The organism is Shewanella kaireitica (genome assembly GCF_023284045.1).
GTDB lineage: Bacteria > Pseudomonadota > Gammaproteobacteria > Enterobacterales > Shewanellaceae > Shewanella > Shewanella kaireitica.
Window position 1 is genome coordinate 51,670 of sequence record NZ_JAKIKQ010000017.1, and the last position, 25,502, is coordinate 77,171.

Annotated in this window: 19 protein-coding genes; 9 read left to right on the forward strand and 10 right to left on the reverse strand. The window is 42.1% G+C overall.

Features of this window, described 5'->3' with window-relative positions; translation table 11 throughout:
- Nucleotides 1-75: 75 nt before the first annotated feature.
- The 5 genes from L2730_RS17725 to dnaA form a co-directional block, all read right to left on the reverse strand.
- Complete coding sequence (locus L2730_RS17725) at nt 76-1,116, reverse strand: HDOD domain-containing protein (protein ID WP_248975817.1); 1,041 nt, start codon at nt 1,114-1,116, stop codon at nt 76-78.
- A gap of 125 nt (nt 1,117-1,241) precedes the next feature.
- Nucleotides 1,242-3,659 (reverse strand): DNA topoisomerase (ATP-hydrolyzing) subunit B, encoded by a 2,418-nt coding sequence (gene gyrB, locus L2730_RS17730; protein ID WP_248975818.1) that lies wholly within the window; start codon nt 3,657-3,659, stop codon nt 1,242-1,244.
- A gap of 16 nt (nt 3,660-3,675) precedes the next feature.
- Nucleotides 3,676-4,758: a DNA replication/repair protein RecF gene (gene recF, locus L2730_RS17735; RefSeq protein WP_248975819.1), complete on the reverse strand. Its 1,083-nt coding sequence runs from the start codon at nt 4,756-4,758 to the stop codon at nt 3,676-3,678.
- Nucleotides 4,759-4,874: 116 nt separating this feature from the next.
- A complete protein-coding gene (gene dnaN / locus L2730_RS17740) occupies nt 4,875-5,975 on the reverse strand; it encodes a DNA polymerase III subunit beta (protein ID WP_248975820.1) in 1,101 nt (366 codons plus the stop codon).
- Nucleotides 5,976-5,994: 19 nt separating this feature from the next.
- Complete coding sequence (dnaA, locus tag L2730_RS17745; RefSeq protein WP_248975821.1) at nt 5,995-7,380, reverse strand: chromosomal replication initiator protein DnaA; 1,386 nt, start codon at nt 7,378-7,380, stop codon at nt 5,995-5,997.
- 445 nt (nt 7,381-7,825) lie between these two features.
- Between dnaA and rpmH the strand changes: the two genes are divergently transcribed.
- The 5 genes from rpmH to mnmE all read left to right on the forward strand — a co-directional run bounded on the left by rpmH (nt 7,826) and on the right by mnmE (nt 11,666).
- Nucleotides 7,826-7,963: a 50S ribosomal protein L34 gene (rpmH, locus tag L2730_RS17750; protein WP_011867659.1), complete on the forward strand. Its 138-nt coding sequence runs from the start codon at nt 7,826-7,828 to the stop codon at nt 7,961-7,963.
- A gap of 14 nt (nt 7,964-7,977) precedes the next feature.
- Nucleotides 7,978-8,334, forward strand: a complete 357-nt coding sequence (rnpA, locus tag L2730_RS17755) for a ribonuclease P protein component (protein WP_220737756.1) — start codon at nt 7,978-7,980, stop codon at nt 8,332-8,334.
- Entirely contained in the window at nt 8,301-8,555 is a 255-nt protein-coding gene (gene yidD, locus L2730_RS17760) for a membrane protein insertion efficiency factor YidD (RefSeq protein WP_079891898.1), read from the forward strand. Before rnpA ends, yidD begins: the two co-directional genes overlap by 34 nt.
- Nucleotides 8,556-8,558: 3 nt before the next feature.
- On the forward strand, nt 8,559-10,187 hold the full coding sequence (yidC, locus tag L2730_RS17765; RefSeq protein WP_248975822.1) for a membrane protein insertase YidC: 1,629 nt from the start codon (nt 8,559-8,561) through the stop codon (nt 10,185-10,187).
- A 117-nt stretch (nt 10,188-10,304) separates the two neighbouring features.
- Nucleotides 10,305-11,666: a tRNA uridine-5-carboxymethylaminomethyl(34) synthesis GTPase MnmE gene (gene mnmE, locus L2730_RS17770; RefSeq protein ID WP_020910244.1), complete on the forward strand. Its 1,362-nt coding sequence runs from the start codon at nt 10,305-10,307 to the stop codon at nt 11,664-11,666.
- A 466-nt stretch (nt 11,667-12,132) separates the two neighbouring features.
- On the opposite strand, the gene L2730_RS17775 is transcribed toward mnmE, so the two are convergent.
- Nucleotides 12,133-14,658 (reverse strand): helicase-related protein, encoded by a 2,526-nt coding sequence (locus L2730_RS17775; RefSeq protein WP_248975823.1) that lies wholly within the window; start codon nt 14,656-14,658, stop codon nt 12,133-12,135.
- Nucleotides 14,659-15,040: 382 nt separating this feature from the next.
- Between L2730_RS17775 and L2730_RS17780 the strand changes: the two genes are divergently transcribed.
- Both L2730_RS17780 and L2730_RS17785 read left to right on the forward strand, forming a co-directional pair.
- Nucleotides 15,041-16,141: a Fic family protein gene (locus tag L2730_RS17780; protein WP_248975824.1), complete on the forward strand. Its 1,101-nt coding sequence runs from the start codon at nt 15,041-15,043 to the stop codon at nt 16,139-16,141.
- Nucleotides 16,142-16,513: 372 nt separating this feature from the next.
- Nucleotides 16,514-19,672, forward strand: coding sequence for a DUF3427 domain-containing protein (locus L2730_RS17785; protein WP_248975825.1), 3,159 nt, complete (start codon nt 16,514-16,516; stop codon nt 19,670-19,672).
- Nucleotides 19,673-19,889: 217 nt separating this feature from the next.
- On the opposite strand, the gene L2730_RS17790 is transcribed toward L2730_RS17785, so the two are convergent.
- The 3 genes from L2730_RS17790 to L2730_RS17800 all read right to left on the reverse strand — a co-directional run bounded on the left by L2730_RS17790 (nt 19,890) and on the right by L2730_RS17800 (nt 22,347).
- Entirely contained in the window at nt 19,890-20,819 is a 930-nt protein-coding gene (locus L2730_RS17790) for a DUF1186 domain-containing protein (protein ID WP_248975826.1), read from the reverse strand.
- Between the two features lie 138 nt (nt 20,820-20,957).
- Nucleotides 20,958-22,148 carry a winged helix-turn-helix domain-containing protein gene (locus L2730_RS17795; protein WP_248975827.1) on the reverse strand — a complete coding sequence of 397 codons (1,191 nt, stop codon included), beginning with the start codon at nt 22,146-22,148 and terminating at the stop codon, nt 20,958-20,960.
- 37 nt (nt 22,149-22,185) lie between these two features.
- Entirely contained in the window at nt 22,186-22,347 is a 162-nt protein-coding gene (locus L2730_RS17800; RefSeq protein ID WP_248975828.1) for a hypothetical protein, read from the reverse strand.
- Nucleotides 22,348-22,418: 71 nt separating this feature from the next.
- Between L2730_RS17800 and L2730_RS17805 the strand changes: the two genes are divergently transcribed.
- On the forward strand, nt 22,419-23,063 hold the full coding sequence (locus L2730_RS17805; protein WP_248975829.1) for a LysE family translocator: 645 nt from the start codon (nt 22,419-22,421) through the stop codon (nt 23,061-23,063).
- Nucleotides 23,064-23,159: 96 nt separating this feature from the next.
- On the opposite strand, the gene L2730_RS17810 is transcribed toward L2730_RS17805, so the two are convergent.
- Nucleotides 23,160-24,575: an alanine/glycine:cation symporter family protein gene (locus tag L2730_RS17810; RefSeq protein ID WP_248975830.1), complete on the reverse strand. Its 1,416-nt coding sequence runs from the start codon at nt 24,573-24,575 to the stop codon at nt 23,160-23,162.
- A 274-nt stretch (nt 24,576-24,849) separates the two neighbouring features.
- Here L2730_RS17810 and mioC point away from each other — a divergent pair, with 274 nt between their 5' ends.
- Nucleotides 24,850-25,290: an FMN-binding protein MioC gene (gene mioC, locus L2730_RS17815; RefSeq protein WP_248975831.1), complete on the forward strand. Its 441-nt coding sequence runs from the start codon at nt 24,850-24,852 to the stop codon at nt 25,288-25,290.
- The last annotated feature ends 212 nt before the right edge of the window (nt 25,291-25,502 follow it).

The window sequence follows — 25,502 nt, forward strand, 5'->3', positions numbered from 1 at the left end:
CAGCTAATATTAGCTCATTAAAAAGCCCCTAAGTTAGGGGCTTTTTTGTATCTTAAAACTGACTGCAATTTTTAATCAGAACTGAATCAGCTTCTGGTGCAATTCATCAAAGCCCGTTCTATCAATACCAGTATCCATTAATAAACGATTAAGTTGTTGCTCCTGCAACTTCCCTGCTTCCAATAACATCGAACACTCACTGATTAAATTAGCCCGCCATACCGCTTCAGCAAGGCCACCAACAGGCTTAGAATCAACAATCGCTAACCGACTAAGCTCTGCCTTGAATATTGCAGGTAATTCCCAATATTGCACCAATAGGGCGCTTAGGCTTAATGATTTAGCCGTCATCACTTGCTTAAAGAGGCTAGAACAAGGCTGTTCGCCCGGTTCTGCTTGCTTAAACGCTTCTAACAACAATTTAAAGATCGCTATTTTACCAACGTCATGGATTAGCCCCAACATAAAGGCACTTTCGCTATCTTCTTCAAACAGCTCACTTGCCAAATAGGCAACTTGCATTGAATGACGCCAAATTTGCGAACCAAAGCGACGGAAATAGATAGGCTTAATTTCAATACAACCACGCAGTAAACTGGTCGTAACAAAACGCCTTATCTGCTCTCGCCCCAACTGCACTAATGCTTGCTGTAAACTGGTGATCTCTTTTTCGCTGCGTCTGAACAGCGGGCTGTTACATAGTTTTAGCACCTCAATACTTAGCAGAGGGTCTTTTTCTATCAAGACGAGTAAGGCTTTGGTATCGCTAGTCTCGTCCGCCAGCTGTTTATCCAATGCCGCCACTTGCGTTGGTAGTTTTAATACCCTATCTGCAATGGCTTTTGGCGCAGACAACGCAGCTTCTACTCGCCTAAATACATTTTTCTCCAACTCATTTGCCACACCGTTTTGCTGAATACTAGGAAACAACAAGCTGTAGAAAAGAGAAGTAACATCTATAGCGGTAACTTGAGTAACCTCTGGCTGAATATTACTTGGCTGTAGTTTTAGCTGGGAGGGTTGATAAAGTTCTGTAGTCGTTGAAAAGCTTTTTGGCTTTTCGATTACGACTTTTTCTCTGATATTAAACAGTTTTTTGAATGCTTTCTTAAACATTTTACATGACCGGACATATCAGTTGCTTTAATTTTGCAAGCAGATATGAAATGCAATACAACAAAAAATCGGCGCTAGATGCGCCGATTTCACTATTTGCAATAGTAATGACTTTCGCAATAAAACTAAACGTCTAGGTTAGCCACGTTAAGTGCATTTGACTCAATAAAGTCACGACGCGGTTCAACTTGATCACCCATCAAACAAGTGAATAGTTGATCGGCGCCAATCGCATCTTCAATGGTCACTTGCAACATGCGGCGTGATTCAGGGTCCATTGTAGTTTCCCACAATTGCTCTGGGTTCATCTCACCCAATCCCTTATAACGCTGGATATATTGACCACGCTTGGCTTCGCTCATCAACCATTCAAGACCTTCAATAAAGCTGGTTATATCCTTAGTACGCTCACCACGTTGTACGTAACCACCCTCTTCCACTAATCCATCAAGTTCAGCGCCTAACTTAACGATGCGCTGATAATCTGTAGATTGGAAGAAGTCATAATTGAATAAGTAGTTAGTATCTATACCATGCTTACGAATTGTTATCTTAGGTAGATAAACATGACGCTCTGGATCCAAGATAGGCTCAGCGCTATATAAAATACCACCTGACTCTCTATCGATTAGATCGGCAACTAATTTATCAGCCCAAGTTTTAACTTGTGCTTCATCGCTCAACATTTCATTAGTCAATGCTGGGTGATAAAGCATGAGATCTGTAATGTTTGTTGGGTAACGCTTTTCTAGACGCTGAACAATCGCTTCTACTTCACGGTACTGATTAACCAACGCTTCTAATGGCAGACCAGACATGCCTGGTGCGCCTTGTGATGGATAAACAAATGCATTATCCAACGCTTGAGTAGTCAAATACTCAATCAATGCAGGATCATCTTTCAAATACTGCTCTTGCTTACCTTTCTTCACTTTATACAAAGGTGGTTGTGCAATATAGATATAACCACGTTCGATAAGCTCAGGCATTTGACGGAAAAAGAAGGTCAATAGCAAGGTACGAATGTGCGAGCCATCGACGTCGGCATCGGTCATGATGACGATGTTATGGTAACGCGTCTTATCTGGATCATATTCGTCACGACCAATACCACAACCTAATGCAGTAATAAGCGTAGCAACTTCTTGCGAAGATAACATCTTGTCAAAACGTGCTTTTTCAACGTTTAAGATCTTACCTTTAAGTGGCAGAATCGCTTGGTTCTTACGGTTACGTCCCTGCTTGGCTGATCCGCCAGCAGAGTCCCCTTCCACTATGTAGATTTCAGAAAGCCCCGGGTCTTTCTCTTGGCAATCGGCCAACTTTCCTGGCAAACCACCTAAATCGAGTGCACCTTTACGGCGAGTCATTTCACGAGCTTTACGCGCCGCTTCACGAGCACGAGCAGCATCGATAATCTTACCAACAATCAACTTAGCTTCGTTTGGATGCTCCATTAGGTAATCACCTAACTGCTCACCCATTGTTTGCTCTACAGCAGACTTTACTTCGCTTGATACCAACTTGTCTTTAGTCTGTGAACTAAACTTAGGATCCGGAACTTTAACAGAGATAACAGCAGTCAAACCTTCACGAGCATCATCGCCGGTTGCGCCAGTCTTGCCCTTCTTGTTAAAACCTTCACGTTCCATGTAGTTGTTCAAGTTACGTGTTAACGCACCACGGAAGCCCGCTAAGTGAGTACCACCATCGCGCTGTGGGATGTTGTTAGTGAAACAGAAGATGTTCTCTTGGAAGCCATCATTCCACTGCATCGCCACTTCAACGGTAATACCGTCATCACGCTCTTGAATAAAATGGAATACTTCTTTATTTACCGGCGTTTTGTTAACGTTTAAGTAATCAACAAAGGCACTAATACCGCCATCGTATTTAAAAAACTCATCACGGTCATCACGTTCATCAACTAAGCGAATACCAACACCTGAGTTAAGGAATGATAGTTCACGAACACGCTTTGCAAGAATGTCGAAATGGAACTGCACATCGGTAAAAGTATCTGGGCTAGGCCAGAATCTTAGTTCAGTACCGGTATTGATTGCATCGCCAATCTCTTGAATCGGCGCATCAGGTATACCGTGAGTATAAAACTGCTCATAAAGTTTACCTTCACGGCGAACCGTCAACTGCAACTTGTGTGACAGTGCATTTACTACCGATACACCAACACCGTGCAAACCGCCCGATACTTTATAAGAGTTATCATCGAACTTACCACCAGCATGTAGTACCGTCATAATAACTTCAGCCGCAGAAACACCCTCTTCAGGATGGATCTCAACCGGAATACCACGTCCATCATCTTTTACCGATACAGAACCATCGGCATGAATGGTAATAATGACGTCGTTACAATGGCCCGCTAGCGCTTCATCGATAGAGTTATCGACCACTTCGAATACCATGTGATGTAGACCGGTGCCATCATCGGTATCACCGATGTACATTCCTGGTCTCTTACGTACCGCATCAAGGCCTTTTAAAACCTTAATACTCGAAGAATCATAACTATTCTCTGACATATTATTCTCTCGTCGGTTATTCAATTACCGTTACACGCCCATGTTCCACATGGAACATTTTACTTGGCGGCGTGATTAACGAATCGACTATTGCTGCTGGTTCGATTGCCGTGACAAAAACTTGTGCGCCGGTATCTGCTAACTGCTGAAGCAATAGTTTCCTATGCTGTGCATCCAATTCCGATGGAAGGTCATCCACCAGATAAATACTTTTTTTATCTATTTGTTGTTTGAGCAACTTTCCTTGTGCAATACGCAATGCACAGACTAACAATTTTAACTGTCCACGGGATAAAGCATCTTGCGCCGGTAGTGTCCCTACCCGCAATCTTAAGTCCGCTTTATGAGGTCCGCTGACGGTAAAGCCTGTGGCTAAATCTCTGGGATACTGCGTCTCGAGCAGCTGTGCATACTCTGTTTTACTATCCCATCCTCGGGTAAAAGAAACCTTAACATCAACCTGAGGTAAAAACTCTTCGATTATACCCTTAAGTAGCTCATTTAACGAGTCTACATATTGCTTTCGTATCTCAGTGACCAGTTCAGCATAACGAATAAATTCTTTATCCCAAAATTGAATCGAACTATAGGGTGATTCGTCTCTGAGTAGCTGATTTCTTTGCTTTAAAATACGTCTTACATTCACCCATGCAGCATAAAAACGAGGGTCAGAATGGAACGCGCCCCAGTCTATAAACTGACGTCTGGATTTTGGGCCTTCAAAAAGCAATGAAAAGCTTTCTGGAGTAATCACTTGTATCGGTAAAGTTTCAGCTAACGTCGATAGACGCTTTACTTTATCACCATTAATTTTTACTTCAATCTCACCGCTTCTAAAACGTCTGAGACCAATTTTACTCTCATCCTCGGCACTCACCATATTGGCAAACAAAGTTAGTGCATCAGCATCATTCTTAATCACTCGTTGCGATAGATGACTGCGAAAGGAGCGCCCCATACCCAAAAAGTAAATAGCCTCTAAAATGCTGGTCTTGCCGCTACCGTTTTGACCATAAATTACATTTAGTCCTTCACCCGGTTGCAATTGCGCCGAGCTAATATTACGGAAAGCTTCAATATGAAGGCGGTTAAGACTCATTGATACCTTTTAACGCTGCGGGGACAAAAATTTAAGAAGTGGTATTTATACCAGATAAAGCCGACAGAGTGTCTTAGAAACTTTATCTGGTATCGAAAGCTGAGTAATACTTGCTGCTATAAACGCATAGGCATCACAACATACATAGAGTCTTGCTCTACATGGTTATCGATAAGCGCACTAGAGTTGCCATCAATTAACGTGATACGCACGTCATCAGACGGTAGGTTGTTTAATACGTCGAGCAAATAGCTGACGTTAAAACCAATCTCTAACGGCGTGTTTTCATATTCAACATCTAAGATCTCTTCCGCTTCTTCCTGTTCAGGATTGTTGGCTGTGATCTTAATGAGGTTGTTCTCTAACTGCACCCGTACACCGCGGAACTTCTCATTAGATAAAATAGAAGCGCGCAATAAAGCCTGTTTAAGTTGCTGGCGACTGGCGATAACAATCTTGTCGCCGCCTTTTGGCAACACACGGCGATAATCAGGGAAACGACCATCGACTAACTTACTGGTAAACACTGCAGTAGCTGTTGTCGCTCTGATAGCATTATCACCAATGGCGATAGTGACATCTAAATCATCGCCTTCAAATGAGCGCATAAGTTCAAGCACACCCTTACGCGGCACAATCACCTGCTTTTCAGGCAGTGATGCTTCGATCATTCGATGACTTAATGCCAAACGATGACCATCAGTCGCAATAGCGCGCAACACATTGCCTTCCGTCTCTAACAGCAAACCATTAAGGTAATAACGTACATCTTGGTTAGCCATTGAGAATTGAGTGGCATCAATCAAGGACTTCATAGTGCCTTGCTTGAGGGTAAACTCTATTTCAGCTTCAAACGCTTCTACATTCGGGTACTCTTCCGCAGGCAAAGTTGCCAAGGTAAAGCGGCTACGACCAGAACGTAACAAAAGACGATTTTCTTGTTGCTCTATTTTAAGCTCAACCTGATCAGGTAAAGACTTAACAATATCGAGGAATTTCTTAGCGGGTACAGTTGTACGACCTTCAAGCACATCACCTTCAAGTTGTACTTCACCGACCAATTCAACTTCTAAATCGGTACCAGTCAATTTAAGTGAGTGAGCACTTACTTCTACTAAAAGGTTTGCCAGAATAGGCAAGTTGTGTCGTCTCTCCACCGCTCCACTGACTAATTGAAGTGGCTTTAATAGGGCATCCCTATCAATAGAAAATTTCATTGGTTTCAATTCCCTGATATTAAGAAGATAAGGTTCTTATCAAGTTAGCATAATCTTCTTTAATGTCATGACTTTCTTCACGCAACTGTGCAATTTTACGACATGCATGTAAAACAGTTGTATGGTCACGACCACCAAATGCATCGCCAATTTCTGGCAAGCTCTGGTTAGTAAGCTCTTTTGATAATGCCATAGCCATCTGTCTTGGGCGCGCCACGCTACGTGAACGGCGCTTAGACAACATATCAGCCATCTTAATCTTGTAGTATTCAGCAACAGTCTTTTGAATATTATCAATCGTCACCAGCTTCTCTTGCAGTGCCAGTAAGTCACGCAGTGCTTCACGCACAAAATCGATAGTAATCGGACGACCTGTAAAGTTGGCGTTGGCAATAACACGGTTTAACGCACCTTCAAGCTCACGAACATTCGAACGTAAACGCTTAGCAATAAAGAAAGCCACTTCATCAGGCAGGTTAATGCCACTCTCTTGTGCTTTACGCATCAAGATAGCTACCCGGGTTTCTAACTCTGGTGGCTCAATAGCAACCGTTAGACCCCAGCCAAATCGAGACTTAAGACGATCTTCAACACCGTCGATCTCTTTCGGATATTTGTCAGAGGTCAAGATGATCTGATGGTTACCCTCTAACAATGCATTAAAGGTATGGAAAAACTCTTCTTGAGATCGGTCTTTGTTAGCAAAGAATTGAATGTCATCAATAAACAGTGCATCTACGCTGCGGTAGTAACGCTTGAACTCTTCAATCGCATTGTTTTGCAGGGCCTTAACCATGTCCTGTACAAAGCGTTCCGAATGCATATAAACCACTTTAGCATCAGGCTTGTTCTTGATAATGCCATTACCTACGGCGTGCAATAGATGGGTTTTACCCAAACCTGTACCACCATAAAGGAACAATGGATTGTAAGCACCGCCAGGGTTTTCCGATACTTGCAGTGCTGCAGCCTTACCTAACTGGTTCGACTTACCTTCTACGAAGTTATCGAACTGATAGGTTGGGTTAATATTACTGCGATGGTTAGCGGTAATAGCAGGCTCTGCTTGCGGCGCATTAAAGGTAGGCCTTTCTACCGCTTTGCTTGCTGCAGGTTTTGGTCTAATAGACGCTGTAGCCTGAACAACTGGCTTAGCAGAAGGACGACTACCGATGTCAAAACGCAAATTAGGTGCATCTGCGCCCATCTGCTCAGTAAAAAACTGGTTGATGATATTAAGGTATTTATCTCTAACCCAATCTAAAACGAAACGGTTAGGTGCATAAATGACAAGCGTATCGCCTTCCATTTCTGCCTGTAACGGTCTTATCCACATACTGAATTGCTGAGCGGAAAGCTCATCTTGCAGCCTTGCGATACATTGTTGCCAAAGTGAAACCGCCACGTACTTATCCCCAAAAGATCATACAAAAGAGGTGTATTCTATAGTGAGATCACGCTGATCGCTATCCTTTACGTATATTTATCCCCAGATAGATCAATGAAACGATAAGATCACGATCTTAAGCGATCGCTGACGATCAAAAAAATAGCAGAAACCCTCAAAACCAGCTTTATAAAGCGATCCAGATCGATCTATAATAGACACGCTTCGATCTAATTTCTGATCTGCTAAACCACAAGATGTAGTGGTAACTCACAGAGTTATCCACAAATCCTAGTAGCTTTTTACTTTCGAAGAAATAACCAAGAAGGCATTATTTAATCACTTGAGTCGATTCCTTATTGACGTGCATAGTTAAAGTGATTACAATTCGGCCTCTTTTTTGCCCTTACCTCTATTTTGTAGAGAATAAGGTTTATTAACCTAACAAAGACGGATTGCCATAATGAGTAAACGTACTTTTCAACCTAGCAACCTGAAGCGCAAGCGTTCTCACGGCTTCCGCGCTCGTATGGCTACTGTAGGTGGCCGTAAGGTCATCGCACGTCGCCGTGCTAAAGGTCGCGCTCGTCTTTCTGCTTAATAGTAGAGATGCAAGTGACTAGCTATACCTTTACGCGGGAGTTACGTCTGTTAACTCCCGCGCAATTTAAATCTGTTTTTACCAAACCTATCAAAGCGTCTTCCGCTGAAATAACTCTACTTGCAATTCCTAATTCTGAGCAACATCCTCGTTTAGGGTTAACTGTTGCTAAGCGTTACGTAAAAAAAGCTCACCAACGAAATAAAATCAAACGTATTATTAGAGATAATTTTCGTTTGCATCAGCATGAACTACCCGCTGTAGATATTGTTGTGCTTGTCAGAAATGGCGTGCTTGATATGGAAAACGCAGAACTCAAAAAATTGGTAGAAAAGCTATGGCGAAAACTCTCTCGCCGTTACAATGGCTAGCAACTGCGATTATTCGTGGCTACCAAGTACTAATAAGTCCCATGCTGGGACCTCGTTGTAGGTTCAATCCGACGTGTTCACATTACGCAATAGAAGCAATTCGTTTGCATGGAGTTGTGAAAGGGTGTTGGTTTGCAGCGAAACGCATATTAAAATGTCACCCTTTACATCCGGGCGGAGAAGATCCCGTCCCTCACAAAAAACATAGGTGCGATAAATAGGCTATGGAATCTCAACGCAATATATTGCTTATCGGTCTGCTTTTTGTCAGCTTTTTACTGTGGCAACAATGGCAAGCAGATAAAGCTCCTCAACCGGTTGCTCAAACGCAATCTTCAGTAGCCCCGTCTACTGTTGCAGATGCTCACAGTTCAGATGTACCTGATGCAGATTCTGCATTACCTGAAACTGTTACCGCATCTAAAGAATTAATCACTGTTACTACAGACCAATTTGTTCTTAAAATTGATCCAGTAGGCGGTGACATCGTTCATTCCGCACTACTTTCTCATAAACTTGAGCAAGATGGTGATGACCCATTTGTGCTACTTGAGCAAACAAACGATATTTATTATATCGCTCAAAGTGGTCTAATCGGTCGTGATGGTATCGATAGCAGTACTACAGGTCGCGCACATTTCGATAGCGCTTCTCGCGAGTATGACCTAGCAGGTCAAGATAAGTTAGAAGTACCATTAACTTATTTGGCTGCTAATGGTGTGACTTACACCAAGCTATTTACCTTCTACCGCGGCAAGCACAATGTAGATGTTGATTACCAAATCAACAACACCTCTGATGCGCAGCTACAAGTTCAAATGTATGGCCAGATCAAGCACAGCATTAAGAAAAGCGAAAGTAGCATGATGATGCCAACTTATCGTGGTGCTGCTTTCTCTACAGCAGATACTCGCTATGAGAAATACAGCTTCGATGACATAGCTGACAAGAACCTAAACAAGTCGACACTTGGTGGTTGGGTAGCAATGCTACAGCACTACTTTGTATCAGCTTGGGTACCGCCAGCAAATGATAAGAACGTTATCTTTTCTAGCTTGAGTGCTGGTGGTTTAGCTAATATTGGTTTCCGCGGCGCACTTTATGATATTGCACCAGGTACTGAGCAATCGATTAAAGCTCAGTTCTATGTAGGCCCTAAAGACCAAGAAGCGCTATCAGCACTTTCTGAGTCATTAAACCTAGTAGTTGATTACGGCTTCCTATGGTGGTTAGCAATCCCAATTCACTGGTTATTGATGTTCTATCAATCATTTGTGGGTAACTGGGGTGTGGCTATTATCCTTATTACGCTTACCGTTCGTGGCATGTTATACCCACTAACTAAAGCGCAATACACTTCAATGGCTAAGATGCGTAACTTGCAGCCAAAACTCGCTGATATGAAAGAGCGTTTTGGTGATGACCGTCAAAAGATGGGGCAAGCTATGATGGAACTGTACAAGAAAGAGAAAGTTAACCCTATGGGTGGCTGTCTTCCAATCTTGCTACAGATGCCAATCTTCATCGCACTATACTGGGTGTTGCTTGAAAGCTACGAGCTACGTCACGCACCATTCATGTTATGGATCACCGATTTGTCGGTTCAAGATCCATACTATGTCATGCCTATCTTGATGGGTGTATCGATGTTTATTATGCAGAAGATGCAGCCAATGGCACCGACTATGGACCCAATGCAAGTTAAGATGATGCAGTGGATGCCAGTTATCTTTACCGTATTCTTCCTATGGTTCCCAGCAGGTCTGGTTCTATACTGGTTGGTAGGTAACTTAGTCGCGATTACCCAGCAGAAGATTATCTATGCTGGACTGGAGAAAAAAGGGTTAAAATAACCCCTTAGCTCCGACTCACAAAAAGCGGTCTAATACTCAGTATTGACCGCTTTTTTGCTATCTATGTAGAGACAACATTTTTAACTTCACTCTGAAAACAGATTAGGAAACACAGTAATGACAACAGATACTATCGTGGCACAAGCGACCGCTCCTGGCCGTGGCGGTGTAGGTATTATTCGCGTATCTGGCGACTTAGCGAGCAATGTTGCTATGGCGGTACTTGGCCATATCCCTAAAACCCGTTATGCCGATTACTGTGACTTTAAAGATGAGCAAGGCGGTGTTATCGATCAGGGTATCGCGTTGTACTTTAAAGGCCCCAATTCATTTACCGGTGAAGACGTACTTGAACTGCAAGGTCATGGCGGACAAATCGTACTTGATATGCTCATTAAGCGCGTAATGGAAACCGAAGGTTTACGCATAGCTAAACCCGGTGAGTTCAGCGAGCAGGCGTTTATGAACGACAAGCTCGACCTAACGCAAGCAGAAGCGATTGCAGACCTTATTGACGCTACCAGTGAGCAAGCAGCTAAAAGCGCCTTAAACTCGTTACAGGGCGAATTCTCGACCCAAGTACATGAACTTGTCGAACAGGTCACTAATCTGCGCTTATACGTCGAGGCAGCCATTGATTTCCCCGATGAAGAGGTCGACTTCCTTTCTGACGGTAAAATATCAGGCTCACTCAACCGTATAATCACTAAACTCGATACTGTGCAAGCCAGCGCTAAACAAGGCTCTATCATTCGTGAAGGGATGAAAGTGGTGATTGCTGGCCGTCCAAATGCGGGGAAATCAAGCTTACTAAATGCCCTCGCCGGTAAAGAATCTGCCATTGTGACTGAAATAGCCGGTACTACTCGCGATGTTCTGCGCGAGCATATCCACTTAGATGGTATGCCACTGCATATTATCGATACTGCTGGGCTACGAGATACCGCTGATACTGTTGAGAAGATAGGTATAGAGCGAGCGTGGGACGAGATCAAAACGGCTGATCAGGTACTGTTTATGGTTGATGGCACCACCACAAATGCGGTTGATCCACACGAAATTTGGCCTGACTTTATTGATCGCTTACCTAAAAACTTAGGCGTTACCGTTGTACGTAACAAAGCCGATCTTACCGGTGAAACATTGGAGATCACCGAAGAGGCAGGTCATCCTGTTCACCGCATCTCAGCCAAAACAGGTTTAGGTGTACCAGCACTACAACAGCACCTAAAATCATTGATGGGCTACCAAAGTAATCTAGAAGGTGGCTTTATTGCCCGTCGACGTCATTTAGAAGCGCTCGATCTGGCAAGCAGCCATTTAGATTTAGGTAGAGAGCAGCTAGAAGTATATCAAGCGGGTGAACTACTCGCAGAAGAGTTAAGAATGGCACAATTGGCCTTATCGGAAATTACCGGAAAGTTCACCTCAGATGATCTACTCGGAAAAATATTCAGCTCTTTCTGTATCGGTAAATAGTCTATCTCGCTACAGAAGCTTCTCAACCCCACAACAGTCGCTTCAAAACAAGATGAGTCTAGATCAAATAGTAAGATCTAGACTCTACATTATCAATCTGTAAGCCAATATTTACAGAGCGATCGCAAATAGATCGTCAACTGTAAACCTCAGCATATCCACTTCTAAAGTAAGATCGTTAATCACAAGTATCAACAGAGATATCAACAAGCAAGCACGATCTGTGGATAGATCTAAAACCTTTCACCAACAACCACACAAACCATTGTTTTTTATTGCTTTATTGTTATTTCCTTTAGATCAAGATCCAAAAAAACCAAGCTTAAAATGGATCTTTATCGATAAGTTATACTCAGAAAAAAAATAGTAAAAAAATAAACCTGTGCAAAAGTGGATTTCCTGTGGTTAAAATCAACATTTAGTGCTAACGATCTTTTGGCTGAGATCGCAAATAAATACCGACAACCTATTTAACATCAACCACACGGCTAGCTTTACGATATTGGATTTTCCAACCAAGCCAACGAGGCAATTCCCAGCGTTTAGGGCCCTGTTTGCGCCCACCGTTAACGTAATCTAAAATCACCAGCTTGCGTTTAGGTTCATAGCTAACGGTGAGTTTCAGCTCGGGCAGCTGTAATCCTGCTGGATAAAGACTATCAAACTCTTCACGTTGCCAATCAGGAATACCATCAAACAGAAGATCTTCTGCTTCAACTAAAGCTAAATCTTCAAAGCTCTCTACTCCAAGCTGAATGAGCTTTTGTTTAAGATATGATTCAAGTATCAAAGGCTGGTTAATGTCACTGGCAAACTCAGTGGTTTTACCCAGCGCAAACCATATATTCCAAGCTGCAATATCTGCAGTTAGACGCTTAGCAACACCTGCAAACTCTCGACCTTGGATAATACTGCGGCTAATCGCATCTATCGCCTGCTCGCCAGAAGCACGTTCAAACCGTGAATCAATCACTCTGCCGGCATAGACTCGCTCAATCAGCACTTTGTGGGTTGCTGCCTGCTCTTTATTTTCAGCCAGTCTATCTTCACCTAAACCCGCTTGATAAAGTAATTTAGTTGAAATAGGCGCCATTACAGAAGCCAGGTTTAATGTCTGCTTTACCCCTTTACCAGCCAGAGAGTGTTGGTCAAATACCACCGCAGCAATCGCAGCCTCTTTACCTGCAAAGTCTTTAAGTTCAGGGCTAAAGCGGCTATCTCGACCAATCTGCACTTCGCTAAAACCATTGCCAAGCGCCTGCACTCGCTTAATACGTCGAATAAAGGCAAGTTCTGGTAATGCTTTCACCACAGCCAGTAACCAGCGGTTTCTTAGTGCATTAGATTGACTATCCAACGCAGTCGCTTTGTTTATACTCTCTAACCCCAACCCTTGCCGTATCTGGTTGGCTAAGCGACGCGCCTCTTTTACCGCATGCTGTTCAATATCAATAAAATCGACCGCTGGTTCACGCAGCAACTTTACCAATGTAAAAGCATCGCAGCCCAATGGCTCCCAATCATGTAGCGACTTAATGTCATATTCAGCACTTGGTTGTTGGTATAGCCGCTGCGGCACACTAATAGCGGCCGCCAGATCGACCATTAACTCAGTACACTCAATATCGGGCATTGCACTAATCAAATGGGCAAACTGAGTATCTATCGGTAATGGAAACAGCTTTCTACCATGAGCAGTGACATTCCCTTGCTTATCAATCGCCCCCATAGCTAGCAAACGTTCATGAGCAATCACTAACGATTTGTTACTTATAGCATCAACAAAAGTTTGATCCGCCAGCTTCTCCCCACTGCAAGCAGCAGCCAGCATTGGCTCGACTAACTCTTCACGCTGCAACTCCGGCGGAGTCATCGCCTCCAATGGTGCATGCTCACCCCATAAACGTACACATAAGCCAGCTTGAGTTCGACCCGCACGCCCTTTACGCTGCTCACTACTGGCCCTTGATATTCGTGCCAACGACAACACAGTACGACCATTACGCTGATGAGTACGGCGCTCAAGCCCAGAATCAATCACCGCCGTAACCCCAGGAATAGTCAACGAGGTTTCAGCAATATTGGTGGCGAAAATAACTCGTTGCTTATTGGAGCTTGCCAGTAGTGCTTGTTGTTCTGTCGCTGAAATACCGCCATGCAAGGCCACTAAATCAATGTCAGCCCTGTTATCGCTAGCTAAAGAAGATAACGACTGGCAAGCTTGTAAACACTGCTTAATTTCTTTCTTACCCGGCAGAAACACCAAAATATCACCGCTAGTTTTACCCAGTAATGAACTAACCGCGCTCTTTACTTTTTGCTCTGCATTATTGATATCAGGTAGTTGCTGACTATCGCTTGACTGGTACGTTAGTTCCACGTGAAACATGTTACCTTTAGCTAACAACCTTTTTGAATTAATACCAATAGAATCAGATAAATAGTCATTTATCCTTGCACCGTCAATGGTGGCAGAGGTCAACACTAAACGATGTTGTGCGCGCTGTTTAAGCAGTGCCAATAGCAGATCGGTATCCCAACGGCGCTCATGGAACTCATCAATAATCACCGTATCAAAACAAGCCAAGCCCGCTTTTTCATCCTGACCATCTAGCACCATAGACAGCCAGCGCAATGCTATACCTGGGGTAACAAAGGCAATATCAGTGTTTTCATCAACAGTAGAATCAAAGCGAATAGCATGACCAACATTTAAATGATGATAATCAGCATCTTGCTTAGCAGATTCGCCCACAAAAGCTGCCAACGCCAAACACGCCACCCGCCGCGGCTCAACCACTAACACCCGCTTATTTTTACCGTTATCATCAGCCTCTGCACACCAAAGCGGCAAACGCGTTGACTTACCCGACCCTGTATCAGACTCAACCACTAAGTGATTGTCTTTAATAGAAGATTTAAACTCTTGATAGAGGACGTCGATGGGGAGTGTTAGCTTGTCGGTCACTTTAGATTTGATAACTGAAGGCATAATTTAGGCTTATTAATGAGTGAATAATAAATTGGGGCACTAAAACGAATAACCAATATGATAACCCGCCAGCAATAGCTAAGCCGCATCCATAATATTAGTTCTCTAATATTATGCATGATCGCTGCAGAGCATGAGTAATCGTTTGTTACAAGCTTTACCTCAGCTATTGCGCAATCACCGGCCAGTTTTTCCGTCTAACTCAATTTTTAATGAACTACGTTTAGTGTCAAACTTGGCACTAACCTAAAAATCGCCTATATGAGGCGATTAACTTTTTAATTGCCTCACTTGACGAGGCAATTAAGTTTGCTATTCGCCTCACAAGGTGAGTAGTATAAACTCAGTATTTGACTCATTTTGCGGTATTGCGGGGATATTTATGTGGATTTGGCAACAAGAGGATTGGCCTAACTTTTATTGGAAAAGCGATAGTATTGCGCGATTACTCGGCCAAATTAGATTTAACCAGGGTTTACTACTGGGTAAGTTAGATAATGAGCCTGCGACTCAGATAACGCTCGACACACTTTTAGCCAATATTATCCACTCCAGTGCCATTGAGGGAGAAAAGCTAAATGCTTTTTCTGTACGCTCTTCACTAGCAAATAAGCTAGGTATAAGCGATGAGAAACCATACCCCACTACAGCCAAGACTGATGGTCTAGCTGAAATGACGTTAGATGCCCTGCAAAACTGGCAAACAGCGTTAAGCCAGCAGCGAATAATGGAGTGGCATAAATTACTTTTCCCTGAAGACTACACCCTGTTTAATCCTGTTCAAGGAGGAGTGTTACGGGGAGCTGAACCTATGCAAGTCGTATCAGGTCGTATAGACAAACCAAAAGTTCATTTTGAAGCCCCACCGAGACCTGTATTCGAAACTGAACTGGCAAAATTTATAGCCTGGTTCAATGCATCACAGCAAGACGTGGCAATGGATCCACTCATCCGTGCCGCCATCACTCATTTATGGTTTGTGACGCTGCACCCACTCGATGATGGCAACGGCAGAATAACCCGCTTACTGACTGATTTAGCACTGGCTCAAGCAGAAAGCCGCTCAATTCATTTTTATGCCATGTCAGTGAGCATCCTAGAACGCAGACAAGCTTATTACGATATTCTAGAAAGCAGCCAAAAAGGCGGGCTAGATATCACCCCTTGGCTGATTTGGTTTCTGGAAACACTCAATGACAGCCTGCAAAAATCATTGAATGATGTAGCGCTAACAGTCGCTAAAACTAACTATTGGCAACGTGTAGATCAAACATTGCTCAGCGGTGAACAGGTTAAAGTGCTTAACCGCCTACTAAACGGCGAATTTGAACTCGGCATAAGCAGCAGCCAGTATCAGAAAGTAGCAAAGGTAAGCCGTGCCACAGCAACTCGTCATTTAGCACAACTTGTTGAACAGAACTGCTTGGTTAAATCCGGCGCTGGCGGGCGAAGTACTAGGTATTTGTTGGCTAACAAAGAGTAGCTGACAACATTTGCACTTACAGGTCTAAACCCCTTTGCTGTTCTTTATACCTCTTTCATCTGATTCTGCACACCAAATCAGTAAACGAGTATATTTACCTAGGCAAGTGACGACTCAACACTAAGTAATTGTCTTTAATAGAAGATTTAAACTCTTGATAGAGAGCGTCTATGGGGAGTGTGTTTTTTGGGATGGGCATACTAATAGTCTGAACAATAAAGTTAGAACCATAATAACGCGTAGTTCAGGAAATTAGGTACTTCCTGGCAAATTAAAGATTAATAAATATAGCGTTACTACTATCCAGATTAACTTGCATTGGATAGGTTTCCTGGCATAGTTGATATCAATAAAAATAGTCAGAGTTTTTCAATGCAAACAGGTATTTACGAACAGCTTATAACTAAAGTTATTAACCATAAGCTAGATAAAGATAAGTTCTTTATCACAGAGAGAAATTTGGATGCAACAGAGCAAACTATCTGGCTGACTCGTGCATTAGTAAAGGTATTTCACCTTGCAATATCTGAATCCAGAAATACCAAAGACTCTCCATTAGCCCAAATAGAGCTTGCTAATGAGCTTATCTACTGGCTCCAAGAAAGAATAGATAATCTCGATTTATCGAATTTCACCATTAACCAGCCAGCAAAACTTCTTACCGCCATATTTGATAAACAAGATCCTGTTTCAGCCAAATTATCCGTGCATATAGATAAAGTAACTCCTCTTACAGGCCTCACACAGAGTGAGTTGTTCTGCGGAAGTAACCAAGGAATTTCACTGGAAAGTGAAATAAAGCGCGAAATATTATCTTCTAATAGGATCTGCTGGATAGTTTCATTTATTAAATGGACCGGCCTCAGGATCTTCATGGATGAACTGCGAACTTTTACCAGTAACAGCAAGCATAAGCTTCAAATTATTACCACATCATATATGGGAGCTACAGATCTTAAAGCTGTGCAATGGTTAGCAAACCTTCCCAATACTGAAGTCAAGTTAAGCTATAACCATAGCCAAGAACGTCTCCATGCTAAGTCCTATTTATTTATGCGAGATTCGGGATTTCATACAGGCTATATTGGCTCTTCAAACCTTTCACGGTCAGCGCTAACAAATGGACTAGAATGGAACTTGAAGATTACCAGTCAAGAAATCCCACACATTATAGAAAAAACATTTAGTACATTTGAAACATATTGGCAGCAACCTGAATTTGAGTTTTTCGATGGTTCAGAGAAAGCGAGCAGCAAGCTAAAGCGCTCTCTTAGTACTGGTCGTGGAGATATAGATTTTTCAAGTACGGTATTCTTCGATTTAAGCCCTCACCAACATCAAATAGAAATTTTAGAACGTTTAGATGCAGAGCGGAATATTCATGGTAGAAATAGGAACCTGATTGTAGCTGCTACAGGTACGGGTAAAACCCTTATATCGGCTTTCGATTTCAAACGTTTCTATCAAAAAAAACCGACTGCAAAAATTCTATTTATTGCTCACAGAGAAGAGATATTAAAACAGGCCATCGAAAGTTTTAGAGCCGTACTAAAACAGCCCAATTTTGGTGAGTTATGGGTAGGACAACATAAGCCAGTTTCATACAATCAACTTTTTGCATCAATCCAGAGCTTTAACAATCAAATAGACAATATAAAACTAAACTCAGACTATTATGATTTCATCGTTATTGATGAAGTTCATCATGTATCAGCTGATAGTTATCGAAAATTCATTAACCATTTTTCCCCCACTATTTTACTCGGACTTACCGCTACACCCGAACGTCATGATGGCAAAAGTATACTAGCTGATTTTGAGGGAGTGATAGCTGCAGAACTAAGATTACCTGAAGCCATAAATCTAAGGCATTTATGCCCTTTTCAATATTTTGGAATAGATGATAACACTGACCTACGCCAGATTAAGTGGGAAAATGGCCACTACAACCCAAGTGAGTTAACACAACTCTATACCCAAAATGATCAAAGGCTACAAAAAATACTGCAAAATATTGAAGAGCTTGTCACTAAGCCCTTAGAAATGCGTGCATTAGCTTTTTGTGTTAACCAAGATCATGCACAATATATGGCAGAAAAGTTTTGCCTCAAAGGTATACCGAGTGCGGTACTTACCAGTAAAAACACTTCTGAAAGGCACGCAGTAAGGCAAGAACTGCAACTAGGCAATATTAATATCCTCTGCGTTGTCGATATATTCAATGAAGGCGTTGATATCCCAGAAATAGATACCCTACTCTTCTTACGACCAACAGAAAGTTTGACTATTTTTTTACAACAGCTAGGGCGAGGGTTACGCCACAGCAATGGAAAAGAGTGCGTCACAGTATTGGATTTTGTTGGTAACGCTAAAGCTGAATATGATTTCTCACAAAAATTTAGAGCTTTAATAGGAAAGACCCATACAGCCATAAGCAAAGAAATAGAGCATGACTTTCCGCATCTTCCGCTTGGCTGTCACATCGAACTGCAGAAAAAGACCAAAGAAATAATCTTAACTAACATTAAGAGAGCCGTATTAAATCAACAAAAACTAAAATTACATATTCAGAACTTTCAAACTCATACCGACCAGCAGTTAACATTAGCCAATTTTTTAAGATTCAATCCTAACATTCAGCTTAATGATATTTACAAGAAAAAACCTAAACAGGGTGGAGGATGGACACGCCTTTTAAGTGATCTAAAACTAATAGAAAAAGTAGATGAAACCCCTATAGCTGAAATTTATCACAAAGCCATTAGCAACAGCTTAATGAGATGTGATGCTAGAACTTATTTAACATTTATTCGTTCACTGGCAATAAATGACTTTAAGTGGATAGACAATGGAAACCCAATAGAGCAGAAAATGGCGCTGATGTGCCACTATGATTTTTGGAATTGTGCTGGAGATAAGTTAGGTTACGAATCTTTATCTGAAAGTTTATCAGCACTCACTCACACTGAATATCAAACTGAGTTAATACAGGTTATCAATTATTTGTTAGACAATAACGATACCCAAGTTCAAAAGCTCAGTGCAGATTTCCCTTGCCCCTTACAACTTAATGCTCGCTATACACGAGAGCAAATTATAGCTGGTCTGGGTGGCTCAAGTTTCAAAAAACAAGCTATGAGCCGCGAAGGGGTATTCAACTTGAAAGACATCAACGTTGAGCTGCTATTCGTCACCCTACAAAAATCAGATCAGCATTTCTCACCAACTACGCTTTACCATGATTATGCGATGAGCCCTACTCACTTCCATTGGCAAACTCAAAACTCAGCAAGACCTGATAGCGGTAAGGGACTTACTTATATTCAGCATAAAAAGATTGGTAAAAAAATCATGTTATGGGTGCGAGAATCTAATAAAGACGAAAATGGAAATACGATGGGATTTGTGAACTTGGGGTGGGTTAACTTGACAGAAACTAGCGGTTCACAGCCGATGAATATTACCTGGGAACTGCAAGAGCCCATGCCTAGTTACCTCTGGAAAGATGCTGCAAAATTGGCAAATAGTTAAACTTAGAAACTCAAATATTCAAAGTTATTCAATTTTAAGATAGTAGCGTAGATACAGCTGCTAGCTTCCAAAACAAGGATGTTTTGGCAGGGCCCACAAGGACGTGTTCACGGCGTTTAGCAGCAGTATCTATACATTCTTCGAACCGCAGATTATAAATAGAAGTTAACAAAGAGCCTTTCCAGTGCCAAAGGTCTACTCTTTGTTCAGCAGCTATCTAATTCAAACAGCATTTCTTGTATTTTTTGCCGCTGCCACAAGGGCAAGGATCATTACGACCTGCTTGAATATCGGCGATAAAAGGCTGCTTAGCATCAAGGCTTTCAAAGTAGCTATCGTCAATTTCCCTAGGCGAACTCATCAAGTCATCGAAAACCGCCATGAGCTCTTCATCATTCATGTCAGATTCTGAGTTGAAGCCAGCCCACTGACTAAGTGAGTCAATAACATCATAATCACCGCTTATTAGGCCACTTTCCCATTCAGAATAACCGATAGACTGATTATCCCAATCGATGATGCATTGATTCTCGGCAGGACCTTCATCGATTTGTTTGCTCTCTACATAACCAACAAACTGGTTATGATATTGATTAAACTCATTAGAAATTAACAAATTAATCAGTTCAAAAAGTGCTATTGAATGATTGTTTTTGAGTAGATTTTCAATAAAGCTTGGCACACTTTGGTTAAGTGTTTCTCTATCAATTTGGTCTGTATGCAGTTGAGTAAACAGTGCACTTAAGGCTGCCATTTTAACTATTTCGCCCGCTTGTTCAGAGTTAATCAACAAGCACAGCTGCTCAGGTTGCCCTTGTGCCAAAATATAGTAAGCAGTGGAAAGATCTGCAGCGATAAAATCGCCAAGCAGTAGCTCTAACGGACTATTACAGTCATCTTTATTGGTGAGATTAATCAAAGAATCAAAACTGCTGTATTGTTTCCGATCGATAATAAGGCAGATACCGAAGAAAAGCAGGTTAGACTCGGTATCAGACAAGGCTTCTTCAGCAATAAATCGTTGCATCAATTCATCGATAACCGGCAGCAACTCAGACCACTGCTGTCTAGCCGCCTGCAAAGCACCAATAGGGAGTTCTGTTAAGTCGCCACCACTCAGAGTGGTAATTATCTCGTCTAATTTCATATTACATTCAAGGTAAAAGGTGATATTGCCTCATAGAGTAGCAAAAGAGGACAACAAAGCCCCAAGTAAAATGCTGCTAGTAACAGATAGGCCTAAAATAAACAGTAAAACAATGATGCAAACTCAATACAGAACGCCCTACTTCATGCCATTAGCTTGAAACGACAACTCAGCCTCTACCGCGCTATGGTTTGACTTAACCAGCTGCCATCTTTGACAGCCATTAAAAGCGGCATATTGATTAACCGCTAACTTCAATTGATGGATAAATTCGTCAAATTCTGAGTTCCCCTTGCTAGTTATCGTCCCATCTTCTATCACCAAGTTTTGCAGTAATAGTATTCCCGTCTTACGTTCAGCTTTGACATCCACTCGGCCAACAAACTTATCACCCCACAAGATAGGTAATGAATAATAACCGTATTGGCGTTTAGCAGCTGGCACGTAGACCTCAATCTGATAGTCAAAACCAAATAGCTGTTTTAATCGCTGCCTTTGAATGACTAGATTATCAAAAGGGTTCAGTAACCAGACTCGTTTTAAAATGGGGCTAAACAGCTGCTGATCAGGCTTATAAAAATAGTTGACTCCCGCTTGGGTAAATTGCGCCAACTCACCAGCAAGGTACATTTCACTGAGTGTTCTAACTAACACTGGCTTAATATTCTTACGCAGATAAAGCATCTGCTGTTGACTGCCAAAGCCATGGGCATTGATGTAGCGCTCAATAAGATAGCGGGCGAATTCATCATCCGTTGGGGCTTGGCTATTGATATGGGCAGGCAAGACACGTTCAGTTAAATCGTACACCTTTTGAAACTTGTCACGCTGTAACACCATTAACTCACCTTGCATAAACAATTGCTCTAAAGCGCGTTTAGCCGGTTTCCAATCCCACCATCCACTGTTATTAGCCTTAGAGTCATGACTAAAATCACTGGCTTTTAACGGGCCTTCGGCGGTGATTTTTGCTTTTACTTCGCGGATAACCTTATGTTCAGGTTCAAACCAATGCTTGCCGCCTTGTTTAATGCGGGTTTTATTAAACAGGCTAAAACGATAGTCGTTAATAGGCAAATAAGCAGCGGCATGAGACCAATATTCAAAGATATCTTTATTAGCTAGAGCCAGTTGTAATTGTGACGGCTGATATTCAGCTAAACGATTAAAAAGTACATGGTGGTGTGCTCGCTCAACCACATTAATTGAGTCTATTTGCACATAACTCAACTGCGAAATGGCATCAACCACAGACTTAGCAGGCTTAAGTAAGCCTTGCTGTTGTAGATTAAGCTGCAACCATTCTCTGGGCGAGTAAGGACTCGTCATACAATTAACTATATCAGTGCTTGTTTGTTTTTTATCTTCATAACAGCAATGCCACTTCTATTAATAAGCCAATACCAATATGACCTAGGCTGAACATGATTTCAAAGCTGATTAGAAACATAGCGCTATTGTCTTCAACAACTAAAGTCAGCACCGTAAACAAACCCTGCCAACTTGACCTCTCATTTAAACGCAACATGACTTTCATTCATGTTGGATAACTGTAGAATCCGCGCCTTGTTTGATTCTTTCCTTTTATATAGTGCATTAATGATGATCGATCTGGCGTTACTTCCTTTATACCTCACAACCGTAGTTGCCCTACTGTTAATCCCAGGGCCTGATATGTTGCTTATTGCCAGTTCGAGCTTAAGTTATGGCAAAAAAGTGGGAGTTTATGCCAGCTTTGGCAATGCCACTTCTGGACTTATCCTGACTGTACTGGCAGCAATGGGCGTATCAGCTTTAGTGGCGATGAATCCGTTGGCATTAGAGTTATTGCGAATTTTAGGCGGCGCGTACCTACTTAAGATGGGTTGGGATTGCATGCGTAGCTCTGCTGCCGATGCACCAGAAATAGAGCAACAAAATAACCTAGCAAAACAACTGTATCGTCGCGCAGTAATGAGTAATCTTCTCAATCCTAAGGCACTGATCTTTTTCGTGCTATTTTTACCGCAGTTCGTGTCGACTCAATTAGCTGCAAGTTCAGGCGAGCAGATGTTAGCACTGGGTTTACTGCTTAATGTGATGGGTTTGAGCTTTAACCTATTATTGGTCGCTTTAGTTGGTAGCTTAGGTAAACCTCTACTTAAGAATGAAAAATTCCGTACTTATCAGAATAAGTTTATGGGCCTGATATTCATTGCTTTAGCCATCTGGTTATTGGCCTCTCAAGTACAAGCTGTGGCGTAGTTTACTGCCGGTATTCCACCTCATTTCAGAATAAGAAGTTAACGGCAAAAAAGGCTCTATTTACCGCAGAGCCTTTTGCTTATATCGGCAAGCGAGTTAACCGCCCTCTTTTTTAGATACACTCCCAAGCACAGTCATATCCGAATACTGCTTTTGCTTTAATCGGCCAAAATAGTCATCGGCTGCAGCCTTAACTTTTGGCGCTAATAACAAGGCAGATACCATAGTCGGAATGGCCATCAATGCATAAGCGCCATCAATAAGGTTAATGATCTCGTCCAATGTTGCCGTAGCAGCAAATAGTATTGTCAGCAGGTACACATATTGATATTTGCGTAGCCTTTTAGCGCCGAAAAGAAAGCTAAAGCATTGGCCGCCATAAAACGCTTGAGTAAATATAGTACTGATACTAAAGAAGAAAACACACAAGATAAGTAAATATGGACCTACGCCAGGCATGGTTAACTCAAAAGCTTGAGCCGACAGATTAACTCCAGCAGCTTCACTGCCTTGCCACACTCCTGAGATTAGAATAATCATTGCGGTTGCAGTACAAACTAACAAGGTATCGATTGCAGGGCCTAACATGGCAACCAGCCCCTCTTTTACTGGCTCATTGGTTTTAGCACTACCGTGTGCCATCACCTCAGTTCCGATCCCCGCTTCATTAGAAAATGCAGCGCGGCGAATACCAATTAACATGGTACCTAAGATCCCACCGCCAACAGAATCAAGCGAGAAAGCTTCAGTAACAATCAAACTAAAATACCCTGGGATCTCACTAATATGACTACCAATCACATATAGCGCACAGCCCATGTAAATAAAGATCATCGCCGGGACCACACTTTGCGCAACACTGGCAATGCGCTTTATTCCGCCTAAAATTACGCTGCCTACCAGCAGCATAACAACGATCCCCATACTAAAATCGAGCCAAAATGTATTTTGATCTGCACTATAAAATCCGGGTTTGATCACTAGCCATTCTCTTAAGATCTGTACTAATTGATTAGTATTAAATAGTGGGAAGTTACCCACTAACCCCACCAGACAAAAGAACACCGCAAGAAAGCGCCACTTAGGGCCTAATCCCTCGGTAATGATGTACATGGGTCCACCTTGCAGTTGGCCATTTTCATCTTTACCACGGTACATAATGGCTAAGGTGCAGGTGAAAAACTTAGTTGCCATCCCAACTATCGCACTGATCCACATCCAAAAAATAGCTCCAGGACCACCAACCATAATAGCAACAGCCACACTACCAATATTGCCCATTCCGACTGTTCCAGCCATAGCACTGGAAAGTGCACCGGCATGGCTAATTTGCCCCTGAGCACCTTTATCAGGGTGCTTTCCACGCAAAATTGCAATGGCGTGACCAATATATCTGAAGGGAATAAAACGCGAATAAATAAGAAAGAAAAGCCCGCCACCGACCAGTAGCACTAGCATGTGTGGTCCCCAAGCCATGTCGGCAAACTGACCTGTTACAGAAGCTAACGTCATATTAATACTCTTTATTATTGATAGACTTAAGGATAAAGCCTTCAATTGTTATATTTTTGTTATAACAGCATAAGCTATCAGTAATGTACTAGAACGCAAGTAGTCATTGAGTTGAAGTTCGATAGCTGAAACCCAGATATTTTGACCAGACAGCAGTTGTAATCCAGCTCAAATTTACACATTAAATGGTTAATATCACTTAGCTTGCACAGCACTTTTCACCTATCATGCAATGCATAAACGTCGTTAAAATCAGCTCAAATTAGGAAGTAACATGGCAAAAGTAGAGTTATTAGTAGGCACAACTTTAGGTAGTGCAGAGTATGTTGCCGATGAAATATCGGATCAATTGAACGATCTAGGCCATGAAACTCGCATACATTTGAGCCCAAACCTTGATGATCTAGACCCCAATTCGCTGTGGTTGATCACCTCTTCTACTCATGGAGCAGGTGATCTTCCAGACAATATAGTGCCTTTTTTGGACGAGATCTTAGTGAAAAAACCGGATCTAAGCTCAACCAAATTTACATTGTGCGCAATTGGTGATTCCAGTTACGACACTTTTTGTCAGGGACCAGAAAAGCTGGTGGATGCACTGAGTTTATGCGGTGCACAAGTTTTTGTGGATAAGATCCAGATCGATGTGCAATACGATCCAATTCCAGAAGAACCAGCATTGGCTTGGCTAAGCGCTTGGCAAGATCAACTTTAAGATCCTTTTATTGATCGCTTTTATCTATTAACTTTTGAAACACTCACAGTTTAGATCAAACTTATCCACATATTAGAGTTTAAAAGTATAAATATGTGGATAAGCTATTATTTTGATCTGATCAAAGCCTGTATTAATTCACACCCGATCTGCTCAATGATCCGCCTTGTGGATAACTAGCCGATCTATCCCCAAGCTTATGCCAGTTAGAT

What these genes read in the sequence shown, in the direction of transcription:
- L2730_RS17725 (WP_248975817.1), bottom strand. Translation starts at nt 1,116, where the DNA reads ATGTTTAAGAAAGCATTCAAAAAACTGTTTAATATCAGAGAAAAAGTC.
- gyrB (WP_248975818.1), bottom strand. Translation starts at nt 3,659, where the DNA reads ATGTCAGAGAATAGTTATGATTCTTCGAGTATTAAGGTTTTAAAAGGC.
- recF (WP_248975819.1), bottom strand. Translation starts at nt 4,758, where the DNA reads ATGAGTCTTAACCGCCTTCATATTGAAGCTTTCCGTAATATTAGCTCG.
- dnaN (WP_248975820.1), bottom strand. Translation starts at nt 5,975, where the DNA reads ATGAAATTTTCTATTGATAGGGATGCCCTATTAAAGCCACTTCAATTA.
- rpmH (WP_011867659.1), top strand. Translation starts at nt 7,826, where the DNA reads ATGAGTAAACGTACTTTTCAACCTAGCAACCTGAAGCGCAAGCGTTCT.
- yidD (WP_079891898.1), top strand. Translation starts at nt 8,301, where the DNA reads ATGGCGAAAACTCTCTCGCCGTTACAATGGCTAGCAACTGCGATTATT.
- yidC (WP_248975822.1), top strand. Translation starts at nt 8,559, where the DNA reads ATGGAATCTCAACGCAATATATTGCTTATCGGTCTGCTTTTTGTCAGC.
- mnmE (WP_020910244.1), top strand. Translation starts at nt 10,305, where the DNA reads ATGACAACAGATACTATCGTGGCACAAGCGACCGCTCCTGGCCGTGGC.
- L2730_RS17775 (WP_248975823.1), bottom strand. Translation starts at nt 14,658, where the DNA reads ATGCCTTCAGTTATCAAATCTAAAGTGACCGACAAGCTAACACTCCCC.
- L2730_RS17780 (WP_248975824.1), top strand. Translation starts at nt 15,041, where the DNA reads ATGTGGATTTGGCAACAAGAGGATTGGCCTAACTTTTATTGGAAAAGC.
- L2730_RS17785 (WP_248975825.1), top strand. Translation starts at nt 16,514, where the DNA reads ATGCAAACAGGTATTTACGAACAGCTTATAACTAAAGTTATTAACCAT.
- L2730_RS17790 (WP_248975826.1), bottom strand. Translation starts at nt 20,819, where the DNA reads ATGAAATTAGACGAGATAATTACCACTCTGAGTGGTGGCGACTTAACA.
- L2730_RS17795 (WP_248975827.1), bottom strand. Translation starts at nt 22,148, where the DNA reads ATGACGAGTCCTTACTCGCCCAGAGAATGGTTGCAGCTTAATCTACAA.
- L2730_RS17800 (WP_248975828.1), bottom strand. Translation starts at nt 22,347, where the DNA reads ATGTTGCGTTTAAATGAGAGGTCAAGTTGGCAGGGTTTGTTTACGGTG.
- L2730_RS17805 (WP_248975829.1), top strand. Translation starts at nt 22,419, where the DNA reads ATGATGATCGATCTGGCGTTACTTCCTTTATACCTCACAACCGTAGTT.
- L2730_RS17810 (WP_248975830.1), bottom strand. Translation starts at nt 24,575, where the DNA reads ATGACGTTAGCTTCTGTAACAGGTCAGTTTGCCGACATGGCTTGGGGA.
- mioC (WP_248975831.1), top strand. Translation starts at nt 24,850, where the DNA reads ATGGCAAAAGTAGAGTTATTAGTAGGCACAACTTTAGGTAGTGCAGAG.